The sequence below is a fragment of the Sedimentibacter sp. genome (assembly GCF_033447055.1).
Taxonomy (GTDB): Bacteria; Bacillota; Clostridia; order Tissierellales; family Sedimentibacteraceae; genus Sedimentibacter.
In genome coordinates, this window is the sequence record NZ_JAWQJF010000011.1 from 1 (window position 1) to 18,581 (window position 18,581).

Genomic DNA, 18,581 nt, shown 5'->3' on the forward strand with positions numbered 1-18,581 from the left:
CCATAAGAAGATATTAAAACAAAATGAGGAGGGGCGCAACCATTTTTTCATAACTTGTTTGTGCCTTGAGCGAAGCGAAAGGAATGGTAAAAAACATGATTATAGCATGTGCAACGGATGATAAACTGAATTTTATTGATAGACATTTTGGAGATGCAAAATTTTATTGTATTTTTGATGTAACGACAGATTCTATAAGACTATTGCAAACTATTGAAAATACTACAGAAGAGGAGAGACAACATGCTGATCCTCAAAAAGCTAAGAGTGTAATGCAACTTCTCAAAGAGGAAGGTACTCAAGGAGTTATAAATAAAGCATTTGGTCCCAATATTAAACCGATTGCTAAATTATTGGTTCCTGTGATTACAAATGAAACCCTTATTGAAGATGGCGTTAAGCAGTTGCAAAATTTGCTTTCTCAAATTGAAGAAAACATATCACAAAACAGGAAAATCTATGTTAAAATATCAGGTAATAATGAAGCGAAAATATTTGAAATAAACTAATATTTGAAATAAACTAATGCTAAAGATCAGATAAAAATTGTGATTAATTAGTAAAAATCTAGGGGATAATTATGAATTGGACAGAGGTGTCAATATATACAACAACAAATGGAATTGAAATAATAAATGGAGCATTAATGAAGCTTGGAATAAATGCTGCTGTAATAGAAGATGCAAGTGTGTTTGAAGATTTCTTGCATGATGATTCAATGAACTGGGATTATTATGACGAAGAGCTTTCAAAAATGAAGTATTGTGAGAGTTGTATTAAGGTGTATCTCGCAGAAAACAATCAAGGAAATAAGTTACTAAATGAAATTCGTAAATTTATTGATGTTTTAAAAGACGAAAATAAAGATATTGATTTAGGGAGACTTGAAATTGCAACTCGAATTTTAAATGATGAAGATTGGGCCAACAACTGGAAACAATATTTTAAACCTTTTGTTGTTTCAGATAAAATAATAATTAAGCCATCATGGGAAGAGGATACGGAATCAACAGAAGGAAAAATAATTCTTGAAATTGATCCGGGCATGAGCTTTGGAACAGGACAGCATCATACAACACGTTTGTGCATCGAACAAATTATAAAACATTTGTATGAGGGCATGGAAGTATTGGACATGGGCTGTGGAAGCGGAATATTGTCTATAGCAGCTATATTGCTAGGAGCAAAAACTTCTGTTGGCGTTGATATTGATGAAAATGCTGTTAGAATTGCAAAGGAAAATGCAGCATTGAACAATATTTATGATGACAGATTTACAGTTTATTGCGGTGATGTAACAGGTGACGAAAAATTGCAGGAATCTATTGGAAGCAATAAATATGATATGATTGCAGTAAATATTATTGCGCAAATAATAATGGGCATGAGTATAACATTTCCAAAATTCTTGAAAAAAGGTGGATTGGTCGTTGCTTCAGGGATTATAAAGAAGTATTTAAATGATGTTGTAAATGATTTTGAAAAACTTGGGTTTGAAATAATGGAAATAAACGATAGCGAAGAATGGGTTTGTGTAACAGCAAAATTAAAATAGGGTGAGGTTAAATTGTTCAGATATTTTTGTTCAGATGATAATATTATAAATAACAATATAAATGTTACAGGCGGCGATGCAAGGCATTTAAAAACAATATTGCGTGCTCAGACAGGTGATTTAATATCTGTAGTGACAGACAGCAGTGAATACAGGGCGCAGATTGAAGAAATTAATAAAGATGATATAGTCTGCCGGATTATTGAGGAAATAGAAAAAAATAATGAAGCGTTCATAAATATTACATTGTGCCAGGGAATCCCTAAACAAACTAAAATGGAAACTATAATTCAGCAAAATGTTGAGCTTGGTGTAAAAAATTTCATTCCTTTAATAACAGAAAGAACTGTAGTAAAACTTAATGAAAAAGACAGAGAACAAAAAAAGCTGGACAGATGGCAAAAAATAGCCAAGGAATCAGCAAAACAAAGCAAAAGGAACATAATTCCCAATGTTGAAGGCATCACAACAGTCAAAGAACTTGTAGAACGATTGAAGAATGAGGATGCAGAAATTATTGTTCCGTATGAATTGGAAGATATGAGACTTTTGAAGGATGTTTTAGCTGAGCCAAAACAAAATTATTACATAATAATAGGTCCTGAAGGCGGGTTTGATATTAAGGAAATAGAAATGTTTAAGGAAATAGATTCTCATATAGTCACATTGGGAAAAAGGATACTAAGAACGGAAACAGCAGGGGTTGTTGCTGCAACTGTAGTTATGTATGCATGCGATGAAATGAAATGAAATAATATCAATCAAAAGGAACCGTATTCAAATGGAATGGTCTCAAAAAGGACCGTCCCTAAATGTCAAATGGAATGGTCTCAAAAAGGACCGTCCCCACGGAGTCCCCATGGAGGTAGGATGAAAAAACTAGGTATTTATGTTCATATTCCCTTTTGCAGACAAAAGTGCAAATACTGTGATTTTTATTCAGTTAAATGGAATGATGAATCAGAAAATAAATATATTGATGCGGTTATAAATGAAATTAATAATTATAGAGATACATTAAATGAAAAGTATATTGTTGATACTATTTATTTTGGGGGTGGAACTCCAACTGTAATCAATCCAGGTAATTTAAGAAGGATTTTAGAAAAAATAAGAAGTGTTTTTGAAATTGATGTGCATGCAGAAATCAACATGGAAGCAAATCCTAACACATTGACTGAAGAAAACTTAAAAGTATATAAAGAAACAGGAATAAACAGATTAAGCATTGGAATTCAATCGTTAAATGATGATATATTGCATAAAATAGGAAGAATTCATAACAGTAGGGAAGCTCTTGAAGCAATTGACAGAGCAAAACAATTTGGCTTTGAAAATATAAATGCTGATGTTATGTTTAATATCCCGGATCAAACAATAGCAGATATTGAAACTACATTGTCTAAAATAATTGAAAAAAATGTAAAGCATATTTCTTTTTATTCGTTGAAGCTGGAAAAAGGCACACCAATGTATGATATGGAAAAAAACAGAAAAATCATAATGCCTAAAGAGGATGAAGAAAGAGAAATGTATTATGCAGGCAGAAATGTCATGGAAGATAAAAACTTATTTCAATATGAAATTTCTAATTTTGCTTTAAAAGGATATGAATGCAAACATAATTTAAAATACTGGAATCAAGAAGAATACATAGGCATAGGTCCATCAGCTCATTCATTTCTTAATGATATCAGATACAGCAATCCTTCTGATTTAAATTCATATTGCCTGAATTCAGAGGCAAATGTATTTGAAAGAAAAATACATGAAGTAATGGATCAAAAAGATTTAATATTTGAATATATAATGCTTCGACTAAGATTGACGGAAGGATTAAATGTTGTTGATTTTAAGAATAAATTTTTGGTAGATTTTTATGAAGCATATCTTAAACAAATAGAATATTTAATTAATAATAAACTGTTGGAATACAGTGGAGATTTTGTAAAGCTTACTCAAACAGGCATGGATATTTCCAATTTTGTTTTTGAAAAATTTATGCCGCAGAATTGAGTATTGAACTAAAGATTTTGTATGATAAAAAAATTTATATTAACCTATTGACAAAATAAATGTAAAGTAGTATCTTATTACTATGGTTTAGCACTCAACCAAAGAGAGTGCTAACAAAGAAAAAACAAAGAGGTGATGAAATGTCTTTGGATAAGAGAAAAGTGAAAATTTTAAAAGCAATTATCTCCAGTTATATTGATAATGCAGAAGCTGTAGGTTCAAGGACTATTTCAAAGAAATACGAGCTTGGTGTCAGCCCTGCTACAATCAGAAATGAAATGTCTGATTTGGAAGAGATGGGTTTTCTTGTTCAGCCTCACGCTTCATCAGGTAGAATACCTACAGACAAAGCTTACAGATACTATGTTGATGATTTATGGAAAAAAGTTGAAAGTTCATCTAATACTAATATGGATCAATTGAGATATATAATAGAAGACAAGGCAAGTGAACTTGATTCGGTTTTCAAAAATTCAGTAAGAATATTGTCGCAATTTACAAAATACACATCATTTATTGTTGCGCCACAGCTCAAACAGTCAGTTTTAAAAAGAATTCAGCTGGTTCCAATAACTGATACTAAAATATTGCTTTTAATTATATTGCAAAGCAACATTGTAAAGCAAGTGACATTAAGATTGCAAAGCCCCATACCTTTTGATCAAATGGAAAGAATATCAGTTGCTCTTTCGAAAAAATTGTGTGGATATAAGTTAGAAGATATGGATTTAATCAAGGATAGTTTAATAGAAGAGCTTTACCATATGAGAGAAAGCAATAGTGATACAATGATGGAATTGTTGCCTTTTTTAATAGATCAAATAGGCAAGCTGGAAGATATTAATGTTTATTCAGATGGCATTACAAATATATTGGATTTGCCTGAATATAATGATGTAGTCAAAGCAAGGGAATTTATTTCATTTGTTGAAAATAAAAACAGTATGGCTAAATTACTTCAACTTGTTGGGGGAAATGATCTAAGCATCTGCATAGGCCATGAAAATCAGAATGAAGAATTAAGAGATTGCAGCCTTATAACTGCAACTTATAAATTCAATGGTAAACTCATTGGCAAAATTGGAGTTATAGGACAGACAAGGATGGATTATAACACTGTAATTTCTGCTGTTAAATCAATGTCTGAAGCGGTTAATGAAATAATAAGTCAAAACTTTGATGATGAAAATAAGGAGTGAAGAAATGGCAAAGGCAAAAAAGCGTGATGAAGAAAAACTAAATGAAAATGTTGCGCAAGATAAAGATATTTTAAATGAAGCAAAAGAAGCAAATGAAGAAATAAGTGAAGAAAATAAAGTTGAAGAAACAGAAAACTCAAAAGATTCAAAAAGTTCAGAGGAAGAAGTGCTGAACAATAAATTGCTGAGATTGCAGGCAGACTTCCTTAACTATAAAAACAGAACAGAAAAAGAAAAAATATCAACTTATGGAAATGCAATGTCAGATATAATACTGGAATTGCTTCCGGTTGTGGATAATCTTGAAAGAGCAATAGATGCTGACAAGTCAGAAACTGACAATTTCAAGCAAGGAGTTCAAATGGTTTATACTCAGCTTGCCGGAATTCTTAATAAAAAAGGATTGAAGGAAGTTGATGCTTTACATAAACAGTTTGATCACAATGTTCATTATGGTGTTGCATTTGAAGCATGCGATGATTATGAGGATGGTACAATAATCGATGTTTTGCAAAAAGGTTATACATTTAATGATAAATTGCTAAGACCTGCAATGGTTAGAATTTGCAAGAAGTAGTTAATATCATCCAACATAGAACAACAATTAATGTCATCATGTAAGTAGCGACTTTAATGTCATCCTGAGCAAAGCGAAGGATCTCATGAATCAAACAAAATATTAATTTATGTCATCCTGAGCAAAGCGAAGGATCTCATCATTAATTTTAATAATAAAAAATTAAATTATATCAATATATATGGAGGAAAAAATGAGTAAAGTTATAGGAATTGACTTAGGAACAACAAATTCTTGTGTAGCCGTTATGGAAGGCGGAGAAGCCGTTGTTATATCAAACGTAGAAGGTAAAAGAACAACTCCTTCAATCGTAGCATTTACAAAAGATGGAGAAAGATTAGTAGGTGAAACAGCAAAAAGACAGGCAGTTACTAATTCAGACAGAACAATATCATCAATAAAAAGAGAAATGGGAACAGACCACAAAGTTAAAATTGATACAAAATCATATACACCACAGGAAATATCAGCTTTCATACTTCAAAAATTAAAAGCTGATGCAGAAAGCTATTTAGGAGAAACAGTTTCAGAAGCAGTTATCACTGTTCCAGCATATTTTTCAGACAGCCAGAGACAAGCAACTAAAGATGCAGGCAAAATAGCAGGACTTGAAGTAAAAAGAATCATAAATGAACCAACAGCAGCAGCACTTGCTTATGGTATAGATAAAGAAACTCATATGCAGACAATCATGGTATTTGACCTTGGTGGAGGAACATTTAACGTTTCAATACTTGAAATCGGCGAGGGCGTGTTTGAAGTTAAAGCAACAGCCGGAAATAACAGACTTGGCGGAGATGACTTTGATGCTGTTATAGTAGATTACTTAGCTGGACAGTTCCAAAAAGAAAATGGAGTTGACTTAAGAAAAGATAAAATGTCACTTCAAAGATTAAAGGAAGCTGCAGAAACTGCTAAAAAAGAATTATCAAGTGCAATGACTTCAACAATCAATTTACCATTTATCACTGCAACTCAAGATGGGCCAAAGCATTTGAATATGGACCTTACAAGAGCTAAATTCAATGAACTTACTTCATTCTTAGTTGAAAAAACTGTTGAACCGGTAAAAAAAGCTATGTCAGATGCAAAATTAACTGCAAGTCAAATTGATAAAGTATTGTTGGTAGGCGGTTCTTCAAGAATACCTGCAGTCCAGGAATCAGTAAAAAGATTAACAGGAAAAGAACCTGATAAAGGAATTAACCCTGATGAATGTGTTGCATTAGGAGCAGCTATTCAAGGTGGAGTATTGACAGGAGAGTTTGGAAACGACATATTGTTAGTTGACGTTACTCCATTATCATTAGGTATTGAAACATTAGGCGGAGTATTTACAAAATTAATTGACAGAAACACAAGAATACCAACAAAGAAGAGCCAGGTGTTCTCAACAGCAGCAGACAACCAGCCTGCAGTTGATATTCATGTACTTCAAGGTGAAAGACAAATGGCTGATGCCAATATTTCATTGGGAAGATTCCAATTGACAGGTATAGTTCCTGCACCGAGAGGAATTCCACAGATAGAAGTTTCATTTGATATAGATGCAAATGGTATTGTTAATGTAAGTGCAAAAGACTTAGGAACAGGAAAAGAACAAAAAATAACAATTACTGCTTCAACAAAAATGTCAGACGCTGATATTGAAAAGAAAGTTAAAGAAGCTGAACAATTTGCAGAAGATGACAAGAAAAGAAAAGAAGAAATTGAAATTAAAAACAATGCAGATACATTAGTATATCAGACAGAAAAAACATTAAAAGATTTAGAAGGAAAAATTTCAGCAGAAGAAAAAGCGTCAGCACAAGCAGCAGCGGATGAACTTAAAAAAGCAATTGAAAGCAATGATACAGCTAGAATGAAAGAAAAAACTGAAAACTTAACTAAAGTATTCAATGATCTTGCTCAAAAGCTTTATGCTCAAACAGGTGCGCAAGGTGGACCTCAGGGAGAACCGGACTTCAGCCAAGGTTCAGCTCAACAAGATGACAATGTAGTAGATGCAGATTTCGAAGAAATCCACGACGACGACAAATAAAGAAGCCCTAACCCTATTTTTCAGAGTGGTTTTTCTGAAAAATAGCGGTAGGTCTTTCGCAACGAATTCCAAATATATGCGACGTAGGAGCAAATATATTTGTGAATGAGACTGCGGAATATCATCTATCAAAAAAATATCAGAATTTTAAAAATATTACCAAGCTAAATCTTCTTTAAGATTTAGCTTGGTTAATGTAAGAAACACTGAGGTGGTGAGGAGAAGTTTATGGCAAAAAGAGATTACTACGAAATACTGGGAATAGAAAAGGGAGCAGACGATAAAGAAATAAAAGCAGCATTCAGAAAACTGGCAAAACAATATCACCCTGATTTAAACCCGGATAACAAGGAAGCAGAAGCAAAATTCAAAGAAATAAATGAAGCCTATGAAGTTCTCAGTGACCCAGATAAAAAATCTAAATATGATCAGTTCGGTCATGCGGCATTTGACCAAACACAAGGTTTTGGCGGCGGTGCAGGTTTTAATGACTTTGGAGATATATTTGGAGATATATTTGGAGATTTCTTTGGAGGAGGCTTTAGCGGCGGGGGCAACACAAGAGCGCAAAGAAACGGCCCTAAAGCAGGTTCTGACTTGAAGATAAAGCTGGACATAACATTCGAAGAAGCAGCATTTGGAACTAAAAAGGAAATTAAGATAAATCGTATAGAAAAGTGCCATGTTTGTGATGGAACAGGAGCAAAAAAAGGAACAAGCAAAAAAACTTGTCCTACATGCCACGGTGCAGGAAGCATTAAAACAGTTCAAAGAACACCATTTGGACAGTTTGCAAGCACAAAAATATGCCCTACATGCAACGGGACAGGTGAAGTTGTAGAAGAACCATGTGAAGCTTGCGGCGGAACAGGTAAGGAAAAGAAATCAAGAAAGCTTTCAATTAATATTCCAGCCGGAGTTGACTCGGGTTCAGTTATACCATTAAGAGGTGAAGGAAACCACGGAGAGCGCGGTGGCCCAGCCGGAGACTTGTATGTGTACATCAATGTGAAAGAACACGAACTGTTTGAAAGAGACGGCAACGATGTTTGGTGCGAAATACCAATATCATTCACAAAAGCAACTCTTGGCGGTTCAATCCAAGTACCAACCCTTGAAGGCAAAGTAAAATACGAAGTACCTGAAGGAACACAGCCGGGAACAGTATTCAGATTGAAAAACAAAGGAATCAAAAACCTGAGAGGCGCAGGTAAGGGCGACCAATACGTAAGAATTAAAATAGAAGTACCAAGAAAGCTTACAGACAAGCAAAAATCCATTCTCGAGCAGTACGCAGCAGAAATGGGAGAAACACAGGATAAAGATGATAAAAAAGGATTCTTCGGTAAAATCAAGGATACTTTTAAGGATTAATAATAAATATAAAATTTAGACGCTTTAGGGCGTCTTTTTTAAACCATTTATTGATATAGCTGCTTTGGTTTGGTATAATAAGACAAGTTTTTATGGAATTTTCTTTAACGTTATATAAAATAAATAAAAGGAGAAAAAAATGACGGCTGTAATATATGGAATAATAGGTATTGTAATAGGTTATAAAATTCCTTGGCTTTCTCAAAAGATAATAAGTTACAAGAAAAAAGAAGTTTCAACCAACTTTAACTTTTTATTTTCGACGCAGCTTCAATTGTTATTAAGTTTGTTTAACGGAGCAGTATGGTACATTACAGCACTTAATGCAGAAAATAAGCTCGTTGCCATGTTAATCGGATTAATTATTGTAACAGGACTGATAACTGCTTTTGTAGATATTTGCATTAGAATTATACCAAACGAAATAATCTTGCTCTTTGTTGTTTTGGGACTTTTATTTCAAATATCCCATTTTGGTGTCAATACACTGACTGCTGCATTTATATCCATGATTGTATTAATGGTGGTCTTTACGGCAGTAGCAGCATTTGTAGGCTTTGGAAAGGTTGGAGCAGGTGATGTTAAGCTTGCCGGAGCAATGGGGCTTACTCTTGGATATCCTCTCATAATTATTGCTGTTATGGCAATGGCAGCTGTATTGCTGGTATTTATAGGGGTTGGAATGCTGCTTAAAAAAATATATTTATCAACTATGCTTCCATTGGCGCCATTCATAGTTTCAGGCATGATAATATCCATAATGACAGTACTACTTTGAAAAAAATATGTAAAAAAATAGAAAAACTTTAAAAATTATACTTGACAGTATATCGCTTTTATGCTAGTATGAAACTAATTTAATAGTGGCAAAATTTTCAAAAGAAAATGACGCAAAGCTATAGGGTCTAAACTATTTAAAATAGTATGACAGCCAGTTGCTATACAACACTTGTTGTATATTTGATGTACAAATGTTCGGATGTTTTGTACATTTTTAACGACTTTAACTTTGCTCTTTGTGCAAGGTTTTTTTGTTAAAAAATTTTAAATCTCTCTAAGTATTTGCTGCTATTAAAAAAATACATTAGGAGGGAACAAATGAAAAAAATATTTACAATGGTTAAAGAACGAGGAAAGTGGTCAGGGTATGGTAGAGTATGGGTTGATAATTGGCGTAGTTGCACTTGTTGTTGTGGTAGGAGCGGTAGCTTTTGGTACTCAGCTTACTGCTTTTTTTACAGGTTTATCAACAAATGCGAATATAGCTACTCCATAATGTCTGCAAATTTTCCAACAAAGAGCACCGACTCGTCCGTATGGTCGGGAAGGTGCTTTTTACAACTTACGGGGTGAGAAATTATGAATTATAAAAGCGAAGGCGGGCAGGCAATTGTTGAATTTGCACTTGTTTTACCGATATTTTTTTTAATTATCGGTGGAATAATAGATTTTGGCTGGATTTTTCATCACCAAACAATTGCAAACAATGCTTGCAGAGAAGGTGCCAGATATGCTGCAATTCATTCAAGCGAGCCCGGTTACGATGTTAATGTAACTGAGAACATAGTTAAAGGCTATTTTAATAATTTTGGTGTTGACGATAATGTAACTGTATCTACAGAGGCAGATAATATTATATCGGTTTCAGTATCATACAATGTAGATATTTTAACTCCATTCACACCGTTAATAATTGATGGTGATGGTGACGGTAAATATATAGTAAGTGCACAAACAAAAATGAGAAAAGAATAAATTCGGAGGAAGTATGAAGAAGGTAAAGATATTAGCTTTATTATCAGCAATAATTGTTGCTTTACTTTTGTATAATTTTTTAAATAATATAAGTGAGCCGGTTATTGTTGAGGTATCAAAGACAGAAGTAATTACAGCTGCACAAAATATTCCTCCAAATACTCTTATAACAAAAGAAATGCTAAAATCCACCATGCTGCCAGATGAAGCAATACTACTTGATTCTGAAAAAAATATGGACGATGTCGTAGGCAAGGTTTCAACCGCGGAAATCATAACAGGAGAACAAATATTGTCTTCCCGTTTAGTAACTCTAGGAGATGCAAAATCAAGCAGATACTTGCCCTACTCTATAGGACAAGGCATGAGGGCAGTCACAATTGGTGTAAATAACATTTCAGGATTATCAAATATGATATTACCAGGCAATAAGGTTGATGTAATTGCCCAATATGAAGTTGAAGTAAAAGAGCCTGATGGAAATAAAACAACAATAGATTACACAGTAATGCTATTAGAAAATATTAAGGTGCTGGCAGTTGATGACAAATTTACAGAACAAGAAAAAGCTGAAGGTGAAAATCCATATGTTTCTCTAACCCTTGAGGTAACACCTGAGGAAGCAATGGAAATAAGCATGTCCGAATACAAAGGACAATTAAGAGCAGCATTAAGATCTCCATTAGATGACAAAAAAACATCCTTACCAGCATTAACAATTGACGAAATAATATTTAAAAATAAGTAGGTATGCTATGAAAATAAATGTATTGTTAATCAGCAAAATGGAAAGTAACATAAATACCCTCAGGCAATTAATAGATGATGATGAAATATTTATCCTTGGGGAATCAACAGGCGGTTCATTGGCATTAGATAAAATTGAAAATACATCCCCGGATATAATAATAATGACATTGGGTGCCGGAGATACAGATGTTCTTAATTTAGCTGAAAGAATCGTAATGCATAGGCCGCGCACATTTGTCATATTAGCAGCAGAAAACCTGGATGTTGAAATGATGCAGGCTGCTGTAAATGTAGGGTGTCACAATGTAATAGAGCTTAAAAAATCAACAAGGGAATTTTCTGAATACATAAAGACAGTATATACTAATGAAATAATCAGAATTAAATCTCTTGGAAAAAACGAAACAATTCTTTGGGCTTCTACAGTTATTTCCGTATTTGGAGCAAAAGGAGGACTCGGAAAAAGCACTATTGCTACTAACCTTGCAGTGTCTCTTGCTGAAAAACGCAAAAAGGTAGTATTGGTTGATTTGGATTTACAATTTGGAGATGCACATATATTTTTAGACATTGAGCCTAAGGATACAATAACAGAATTAATACAAGATGTTATAACCCCAAATATTGACTCTGTCAGAAGCTATATGGCTATTCATTCAAGTGGATTGCACGTGCTGTGTGCACCCAAAAGCCCGGAATACGAAGAGCTAATTTCACCGGAAAAAATAATGAGTTTATTAAGCCTGCTTCGAACATACTATGATTATGTCATCATTGACACAGCACCTTCGTTTTCAGAGGTGAATATTACTGCTTTAGAATCTTCTTCGTTGATACTTTTCATCTCAGGTCTAGATGTTTCAATACTTAAAAATTCAAAAATTAGCGTATCACTTTTAGAATCCCTGCAGCAAACAGATAAAATAAGGATAATAATAAACAGAGCCGTAGACATGAATACCATAACCGTGAAGGACGTACAAAGGATTATCGGCTATCCCATATGGGTTAAAATCCCCAGTGATTACAAGGTTGCAGTAAATGCATTAAACAGAGGGATACCGTTTGTGGTGGGAGCGCCTAAAAGCAAGCTTAGTCAATCTATAAAAGAATTAGTTGATATATTGTTAAAGGGAACAAGTAATTATGATATTCAAATGAAAAACACTAAGAAGAATATCTTTTTTAGAAAGAAAAAGTAATGAGGTAGAAAGAGATGAGTTTACTAGACAGGCTGGAAAAACAAAGAACATTTAATATAGAAGAAAAAAATTCAGAAAAGAAATCTCAAGAGATGCCTGTTATAAATAATAAAATATATCACGATGAATTTGCAGAATTTAAGGAGCATGTGCATAAAAAATTTATCGAAACAGTTAATCAGCAGGATTTAAAATTATTTAATGTAGATGATGACCAGGAGCAGCAATTACATAAAATAATGGAATCCATAGTTGATTCTATGTCAATTAATATTTCAAGGAGCGAAAAGGCAAGACTGCTAAGAGAAATATTTAATGATGTAATGGGTCTGGGTCCGTTAGTACCGTTGTTAAATGACAATGAAATATCAGAAATAATGGTTAATGGTCCATATCAGATATATGTTGAAAGAAAGGGTAAGCTTGAACTATCACCGGTTGTATTTAAAGATGATACACATGTATTAAATATTATTAACCGAATAGTAACATCTGTGGGAAGACGTATAGATGAATCCAGTCCAATGGTAGATGCCCGTTTGAAGGATGGTTCACGTTTTAATGCTGTAATCCCTCCCCTATCATTAAAAGGACCCACCATGACAATTAGAAAGTTTTCTAAAAAGCCACTTACAGCCGGTGATTTAATTAAATATAATTCAATTTCTCCCAAAATGGTATCATTTTTAGAAGCCTGCGTAAAAGGAAGGTTAAATATTATTGTATCTGGTGGCACAGGTAGTGGAAAAACAACCTTGCTCAATGTTTTATCAAGCTATATACCACCAAACGAAAGAATAGTTACCATTGAGGATGCGGCTGAGCTTCAATTAATGCAAGATCATGTAGTTACATTAGAAAGCAGACCTGCAAACTTAGAAGGAGCAGGACAGATAGGCATTAGAGAGTTAGTGAGAAACTCACTTCGTATGCGTCCGGACAGAATTATTGTTGGAGAGGTTCGTTCAGGTGAAACCTTGGACATGCTCCAAGCAATGAATACAGGTCATGACGGTTCCCTTACAACTGCCCATGCTAATTCACCCAGAGAACTTATGTCACGTATAGAAACGATGGTGCTAATGTCGGGAATGGATTTACCGGTAAGAGCAATACGAGAGCAAATACATTCAGCATTAGATATTGTAGTGCATCAGCAGCGTATGAAGGATGGTTCAAGAAAAGTAATAAATATTACAGAGATTGTTGGTATGGAGGGAGATACCATCACCCTTCAGGATATTTTCACATATAAGGCAGAGGGCTTAGATTCATATGGAAGAATCAAGGGAAGCTTTATAGCTACAGGTATCAGGCCAAGATTTTTAGAAAAGCTTTCTTCTGTAGGAATTCTTTTAAGAGACGATTGGTTTATAAATTGAGGGAGATATGGAAAAATTATTGATAGTCTTACTAGGAGCTTTAACCGTTTATTTAATTGTATATATATTATTGTCTTCATCAGGCAGAGAAAAGGTTAAAAGCAGAATATCAAAATATTACAATGAAAATAATCAAGATGATATACAGGAACAATTTATAAAAGAAAGAAACAAAGAACAAAAAAATAAAAAACTTGCATTTAAGCTTGTAAGCAAGGAGTTAACAAATTATATAGCTTCCTCAGGTCTAAAACTTACTGCCTTGGAATTTATTTATTTTTGGATAGGCATAACCATTGTACCAATGCTAATAATTGTTGCCTTTGATGGAAATATCATTACTGCAATTGCAGTGGGCTTTATTGGATTTATAATACCACCAATTTTAGTAAATAAGGCAAGAAAAAAACTGTCAGAATTATTCAGTAAGCAACTCAGTGAAGGTCTTGTGATAATGGGAAACAGCATTAAGGGAGGCTTTACATTTTTGCAATCAATGCAAAGTATAGCAAATGATATGCAGCCTCCCATTTCAGCTGAATTTACAAAGGTATTAAGAGAAATTCATTATGGGGTTAATCAAGAAATAGCATTGCGTCACATGGTTGAGAGAACAGGCAGTGAAGATTTAGAATTATTGGTGTCAGCTGTTGTTACTTCTTCACAGGTGGGAAGTAATTTAACAGAAATTTTAGATACAATAGCTGCTACAATTAGAGAGCGCATAAAAATCAAACAAGAAATAAATACACTTACAGCCCAAGGGCGGATATCCGGATTGCTCATAGGTATATTGCCTATAGCCATTGTGCTAACAGTAATGGTGCTAAATCCTAATTATTTTGCAGGTTTTTTTGAATCTTACATGGGCAAGGTTTTACTTGTTTTATCAATTGTTATGGAAACAATGGGATTTCTAATTATAAAAAAAATAATCAATATAGAAATGTGAGGAGTATATGATAGCCTTTATTTCCGCATTATTTGGAGTTACAGTGTTTTGTTTATTAATAGCAGCATTTCATACAAATGGCTTAAACCAAGATAATCTCAACAGACGATTAGCAAGCATATCTGGAAAAAGCATTGAGGATGTTGTAGATGAAGAAATGAAAAAGCCCTTGTGGGAAAGATTTTTTAAACCCATGATTAATTTAACAGCTAAGTTTTTCAGTAAATATTTATACTCGGCAGATGATTCTAAAAAGTCAGAGCAATTAAGAAAAATGCTTCGCCAAGCTGGTATTACCATGTCGATTGGCGAATACAATGCAATCAGGCTTATTGTAATAATATTCTTTGCAGCAATATTTTTATTAATAGGTTATATGCTAAAACTTAAAAAAATAATGATAATTCTTGCCCCTCTTTTAGGAATGTATTCAGCCTTTACAATTATGCGATTTAATCTAACATCAAATATAACTAAAAGGCGAGAAAAAATGGAAAAACAGCTGCCCGATATTCTAGACATGATAAGTGTAAACGTTGAAGCAGGGCTTGGATTTGAACAAGCAATTCTGCATGTTATAAATCATTTCGAAGGACCTTTGGTTGATGAATTTACCATAACCTACAGAGAAATGACTATGGGTAGGACAAGAAGGGACGCTTTAGTGCTCCTTGGTGAAAGGTGCGATATTGAAGATGTAAAATCCTTTGCAGGAGCAGTAATTCAAGCAGGCAAAATGGGAATATCATTAAAAAATGTACTCAGGACACAATCACAAGCCATACGTCAAAGCAGGCGAAACAAAATAGAAGAACGTGCGATGAAAATTTCGGTGAAAATGCTTATACCCATGGTAATATTTATATTTCCGGTAATTTTTATAGCATTAATGGGACCGGCAGTTATTAGAATCATTGAGGAATTAGGTGGTATGTAATGGTTGTAATGTATAATAACAAGCTACTAGCAAATCAAGTAGCAATAGCTGATACATTTAATAAAAGATTAAAGGGCCTTTTAGGCAAAAGCTCAATAAATACAGAGGAAGGCTTATTGCTTAAAAATTGTTCATCAATACACTGTTTTTTTATGAAATTCACTATTGATGCAGTTTATCTTTCTAAAAATATGACAGTAATTGAAAAGGAAACCATCAAGCCTTGGAAAATAGGTAAAATAGTTAAAAATACTATTCATGTTTTAGAACTTAAAGAAGGGGCATCACAAGATGTAAAAATAGGAGATACGCTGTTGTTTAAGGAATAAAATAAAGGAGTTAAAAAAATGGAAAAAATACTAAATAGCAATGATAATATAGTCAATCAGCTAAGAGAAAAAACTGAAGCAGCAGATATGCATAAACATTTAAAAAATACATTTGGAGGATATACAAAAAAATCCGTACAAGAGTATTTTAACCTTTTAAGAAAACAGTATCAAACAGCACAAGAAAACTTCAATAGAAATTTAGAAGCAGTTTTCCAAGAAAAAGAAAGTCTCAGAAATGATCATGAAGTAATTATAAATCGTTACAATAAATTATCTCTTGAATATGATAACCTTACAGAATCCATAAAGACAATTGAGCTTCTAGACACGGAGTATTCACAAGAGGAACTTCTGTCTTTACAAAAAAATACAGTAGCATTAGAAGAGGAGCTTAAAAAATTAAATGAGGAAAACAACTCTTTAAATAATATAACGAGTAAGCTTAATAAAGATGTTTCTGATTTGAATTTTAGTTTAGAATTATCAAATAAGGAAGCAGAAGCACAAAAACAGCTGTTAATATCCGAAAAACAAGAATCGAGGAAGCTTCGTGATAAGATTATAGCTATTTCAAGACAGCTAGAAGAAGAAAAAAATGAAGTTAAATATCTGAAAAATACTATGTCGGAAGGAAAATTCACACAGCTTAATTCTAAAATCAGCGAATTAAGTGAACAGCTTTCAGCATTAACAGAAGTAAATAAAATACAAGCAGCAGAAAATTCATTAAAGGAACAGACAATTGTAGAATTAAATGAAGAAATTTCTCTTATTAACCAAAGATTAAGCTCATCACAAAAATCAGAGAAAATTATTAGCTTGCAAAACAATAAATTATTATCAGCAAACGAAGAATTAAAAAATGCACTTGAAGAAGAATTTAAAAAATCAATAAATATGATAAATGAAAAATCAAGTGCAATAACAGATAAATTAATTGCAGAGCAAAGCTTAAGAGATGCTGAAGCAAGACTGGCAGCAATGGAAATCAAAGCTGAAAAACAATATAAATTTGGTGCTTAAGAACAATAGTTCAGAGGGAGATACCATGAATATATTAACATTATTGGGGACGTTTCTCCTATACTGCAAAGATTCACCCCGTCAGAAGGAGTTGCGCCCCCATACTTTTATTGATGAATCCGGGCAGAGCATGGTTTTTGCTGCCGTGTTGATGTCCGTACTTCTAGGATTCGGAGCATTGGCTGTGGATGTGGGATATATGAATAATGAAAAAGGAAGACTTCAAAATGCCTTAGATGCAGCATGTCTTGCAGCGGCTCAGGAGTTACCTGACGAGGTTAAAGCTTCCACATCAGCAAATGAATATATACAGTTAAACGGGTATGAACCTGATGATATATCAATTGGATTTGCTGATTGTGACAGTACTGTCGAAATTGCTGGAACTAAAGCAATTTCCTTTGGATTTGCAAAAATTCTTGGTATTGACGGTACAAATATTCAAGCGGAAGCATCTGCTGAAAAGGTAAAAAAACCTTTGGGAGGAGCTTTTAATTATGCCATATTTTCCGGAAGCACTACAAATCAAATGCAATTTGCCTGCAGTAATTTTATTATAGAAGGCAGTGTTCACAGCAATCATAAATTCAACTTATATATTTCAAATACAGATATAACCGGAGCTGTTGAGGCAGTAAAGACCATAGACATACAAGGAAGCAATATTGATGTAGGACCCAAACTTCCTAATGCGTCTATAGTTGAAATGCCCGACTTCTCGGCTATTATTAAAAGCCAGGCGCAAGAAGCAGGGACATACTATACAGGCAACAAAACATATAACGGCTCAAACTTTAATGCTGAATCTGCAATGTATGTAGAAGGAGATTTACAGATAAACGCAAGCAACTTTACAGGGAATGGCATAGTTGTTGCCAACGGTAATATTACCATCAATACAAGCAACCTAGAAAACCTTTCAAGCAGTGCAGTCTGCTTTTATTCCAACAATGGAAACATAAATATAAATGCTTCAAATGTTGATTTAAACGGAATAGTCTATGCACCAAGGGGAAAAATTTCAATAAACTGCTCAAACGTTACTGTGCATGGTAGAGTTATAGGAAATGAAGTAACCAGCTATGCAAGCAATATTACAATTATTAGTGCAGAAAAGGATCTTGATAATCTTCCTTCAACTTCTTTCACGGTCAAATTAACTAAATGATTATCATGGCTATATATAATTGACAATCTATAATACTCCTATGTATAATTAGACATATTAATCTGGAGGCAGTTATGGAAAACAAAGAGTCATCATCACAAAAATCAATTATTTATTTTTTGCCTTTGATATTTATTATTGTAATAATTCCCCTTATAACATATGGAAAAATAGTTGAACTTCCTTTAGAAGAAGCTAATTTCTGGAAGGGTGGTACAACCTATGTGGATTTTTTCAGTTATTACAAATCAACTGCTCTTATAATTGTATCATGCGTCGCTCTTTTATCATTTGCAGATTTATTTCTTAAACATAAAA

The 18,581-nt window shown here is 33.5% G+C and carries 18 protein-coding genes, 2 pseudogenes and 1 riboswitch; all 20 genes and pseudogenes read left to right on the top strand.

Translation table 11 applies throughout. The annotated features are described in order from the left end of the window. Positions 1–83: 83 nt before the first annotated feature. Positions 84–509 carry a NifB/NifX family molybdenum-iron cluster-binding protein gene (locus SA378_RS00885; protein WP_318524112.1) on the top strand — a complete coding sequence of 142 codons (426 nt, stop codon included), beginning with the start codon at positions 84–86 and terminating at the stop codon, positions 507–509. Positions 510–580: 71 nt separating this feature from the next. Further along, a complete protein-coding gene (gene prmA, locus SA378_RS00890; RefSeq protein ID WP_318524113.1) occupies positions 581–1,555 on the top strand; it encodes a 50S ribosomal protein L11 methyltransferase in 975 nt (324 codons plus the stop codon). A 12-nt stretch (positions 1,556–1,567) separates the two neighbouring features. After that, positions 1,568–2,305, top strand: coding sequence for an RsmE family RNA methyltransferase (locus SA378_RS00895; protein WP_318524114.1), 738 nt, complete (start codon positions 1,568–1,570; stop codon positions 2,303–2,305). 120 nt (positions 2,306–2,425) lie between these two features. Further along, positions 2,426–3,571 (top strand): radical SAM family heme chaperone HemW, encoded by a 1,146-nt coding sequence (hemW, locus tag SA378_RS00900; RefSeq protein ID WP_318524115.1) that lies wholly within the window; start codon positions 2,426–2,428, stop codon positions 3,569–3,571. Between the two features lie 140 nt (positions 3,572–3,711). Further along, positions 3,712–4,770 carry a heat-inducible transcriptional repressor HrcA gene (gene hrcA / locus SA378_RS00905; RefSeq protein WP_318524116.1) on the top strand — a complete coding sequence of 353 codons (1,059 nt, stop codon included), beginning with the start codon at positions 3,712–3,714 and terminating at the stop codon, positions 4,768–4,770. A 4-nt stretch (positions 4,771–4,774) separates the two neighbouring features. Then, complete coding sequence (gene grpE, locus SA378_RS00910) at positions 4,775–5,347, top strand: nucleotide exchange factor GrpE (protein ID WP_318524117.1); 573 nt, start codon at positions 4,775–4,777, stop codon at positions 5,345–5,347. 193 nt (positions 5,348–5,540) lie between these two features. Next, positions 5,541–7,388, top strand: coding sequence for a molecular chaperone DnaK (gene dnaK, locus SA378_RS00915; RefSeq protein ID WP_318524118.1), 1,848 nt, complete (start codon positions 5,541–5,543; stop codon positions 7,386–7,388). Between the two features lie 228 nt (positions 7,389–7,616). Further along, positions 7,617–8,762, top strand: a complete 1,146-nt coding sequence (gene dnaJ / locus SA378_RS00920; protein ID WP_318524119.1) for a molecular chaperone DnaJ — start codon at positions 7,617–7,619, stop codon at positions 8,760–8,762. A 139-nt stretch (positions 8,763–8,901) separates the two neighbouring features. Then, a complete protein-coding gene (locus SA378_RS00925; RefSeq protein ID WP_318524120.1) occupies positions 8,902–9,540 on the top strand; it encodes a prepilin peptidase in 639 nt (212 codons plus the stop codon). Positions 9,541–9,617: 77 nt separating this feature from the next. Next, positions 9,618–9,705: riboswitch (cyclic di-GMP riboswitch) on the top strand. Between the two features lie 192 nt (positions 9,706–9,897). Further along, a pseudogene (locus SA378_RS00930) lies at positions 9,898–10,038 on the top strand (Flp family type IVb pilin); the annotation flags it as partial. Between the two features lie 83 nt (positions 10,039–10,121). After that, entirely contained in the window at positions 10,122–10,517 is a 396-nt protein-coding gene (locus SA378_RS00935; protein WP_318524121.1) for a TadE family protein, read from the top strand. A 13-nt stretch (positions 10,518–10,530) separates the two neighbouring features. After that, on the top strand, positions 10,531–11,265 hold the full coding sequence (gene cpaB, locus SA378_RS00940; RefSeq protein ID WP_318524122.1) for a Flp pilus assembly protein CpaB: 735 nt from the start codon (positions 10,531–10,533) through the stop codon (positions 11,263–11,265). A gap of 7 nt (positions 11,266–11,272) precedes the next feature. After that, the gene (locus SA378_RS00945; protein ID WP_318524123.1) at positions 11,273–12,469 is read left to right on the top strand and encodes an AAA family ATPase; all 1,197 of its coding nucleotides are present in this window, start codon (positions 11,273–11,275) and stop codon (positions 12,467–12,469) included. 14 nt (positions 12,470–12,483) lie between these two features. Continuing rightward, a complete protein-coding gene (locus SA378_RS00950; protein ID WP_318524124.1) occupies positions 12,484–13,851 on the top strand; it encodes a CpaF family protein in 1,368 nt (455 codons plus the stop codon). A 7-nt stretch (positions 13,852–13,858) separates the two neighbouring features. Further along, positions 13,859–14,803 (top strand): type II secretion system F family protein, encoded by a 945-nt coding sequence (locus SA378_RS00955; RefSeq protein ID WP_318524125.1) that lies wholly within the window; start codon positions 13,859–13,861, stop codon positions 14,801–14,803. A gap of 7 nt (positions 14,804–14,810) precedes the next feature. Then, entirely contained in the window at positions 14,811–15,740 is a 930-nt protein-coding gene (locus tag SA378_RS00960) for a type II secretion system F family protein (RefSeq protein WP_318524126.1), read from the top strand. Beyond that, positions 15,740–16,069, top strand: coding sequence for a DUF192 domain-containing protein (locus SA378_RS00965; RefSeq protein WP_318524127.1), 330 nt, complete (start codon positions 15,740–15,742; stop codon positions 16,067–16,069). The genes SA378_RS00960 and SA378_RS00965 overlap by 1 nt, the downstream gene beginning before the upstream one ends. Positions 16,070–16,087: 18 nt before the next feature. Beyond that, complete coding sequence (locus SA378_RS00970; RefSeq protein WP_318524128.1) at positions 16,088–17,095, top strand: hypothetical protein; 1,008 nt, start codon at positions 16,088–16,090, stop codon at positions 17,093–17,095. A 25-nt stretch (positions 17,096–17,120) separates the two neighbouring features. Continuing rightward, a complete protein-coding gene (locus tag SA378_RS00975) occupies positions 17,121–18,263 on the top strand; it encodes a Tad domain-containing protein (protein ID WP_318524129.1) in 1,143 nt (380 codons plus the stop codon). A 74-nt stretch (positions 18,264–18,337) separates the two neighbouring features. Then, positions 18,338–18,581, top strand: a pseudogene (locus SA378_RS00980) (polymerase); the annotation flags it as partial.

Bases quoted from the DNA above. Each gene is read 5' to 3' on its own strand.
- SA378_RS00950 (WP_318524124.1), top strand. From the start codon at position 12,484: ATGAGTTTACTAGACAGGCTGGAAAAACAAAGAACATTTAATATAGAA.
- SA378_RS00960 (WP_318524126.1), top strand. From the start codon at position 14,811: ATGATAGCCTTTATTTCCGCATTATTTGGAGTTACAGTGTTTTGTTTA.
- SA378_RS00885 (WP_318524112.1), top strand. From the start codon at position 84: ATGGTAAAAAACATGATTATAGCATGTGCAACGGATGATAAACTGAAT.
- dnaJ (WP_318524119.1), top strand. From the start codon at position 7,617: ATGGCAAAAAGAGATTACTACGAAATACTGGGAATAGAAAAGGGAGCA.
- SA378_RS00925 (WP_318524120.1), top strand. From the start codon at position 8,902: ATGACGGCTGTAATATATGGAATAATAGGTATTGTAATAGGTTATAAA.
- grpE (WP_318524117.1), top strand. From the start codon at position 4,775: ATGGCAAAGGCAAAAAAGCGTGATGAAGAAAAACTAAATGAAAATGTT.
- SA378_RS00945 (WP_318524123.1), top strand. From the start codon at position 11,273: ATGAAAATAAATGTATTGTTAATCAGCAAAATGGAAAGTAACATAAAT.
- SA378_RS00935 (WP_318524121.1), top strand. From the start codon at position 10,122: ATGAATTATAAAAGCGAAGGCGGGCAGGCAATTGTTGAATTTGCACTT.
- hrcA (WP_318524116.1), top strand. From the start codon at position 3,712: ATGTCTTTGGATAAGAGAAAAGTGAAAATTTTAAAAGCAATTATCTCC.
- prmA (WP_318524113.1), top strand. From the start codon at position 581: ATGAATTGGACAGAGGTGTCAATATATACAACAACAAATGGAATTGAA.
- SA378_RS00965 (WP_318524127.1), top strand. From the start codon at position 15,740: ATGGTTGTAATGTATAATAACAAGCTACTAGCAAATCAAGTAGCAATA.
- cpaB (WP_318524122.1), top strand. From the start codon at position 10,531: ATGAAGAAGGTAAAGATATTAGCTTTATTATCAGCAATAATTGTTGCT.
- SA378_RS00955 (WP_318524125.1), top strand. From the start codon at position 13,859: ATGGAAAAATTATTGATAGTCTTACTAGGAGCTTTAACCGTTTATTTA.
- SA378_RS00975 (WP_318524129.1), top strand. From the start codon at position 17,121: ATGAATATATTAACATTATTGGGGACGTTTCTCCTATACTGCAAAGAT.
- hemW (WP_318524115.1), top strand. From the start codon at position 2,426: ATGAAAAAACTAGGTATTTATGTTCATATTCCCTTTTGCAGACAAAAG.
- dnaK (WP_318524118.1), top strand. From the start codon at position 5,541: ATGAGTAAAGTTATAGGAATTGACTTAGGAACAACAAATTCTTGTGTA.
- SA378_RS00970 (WP_318524128.1), top strand. From the start codon at position 16,088: ATGGAAAAAATACTAAATAGCAATGATAATATAGTCAATCAGCTAAGA.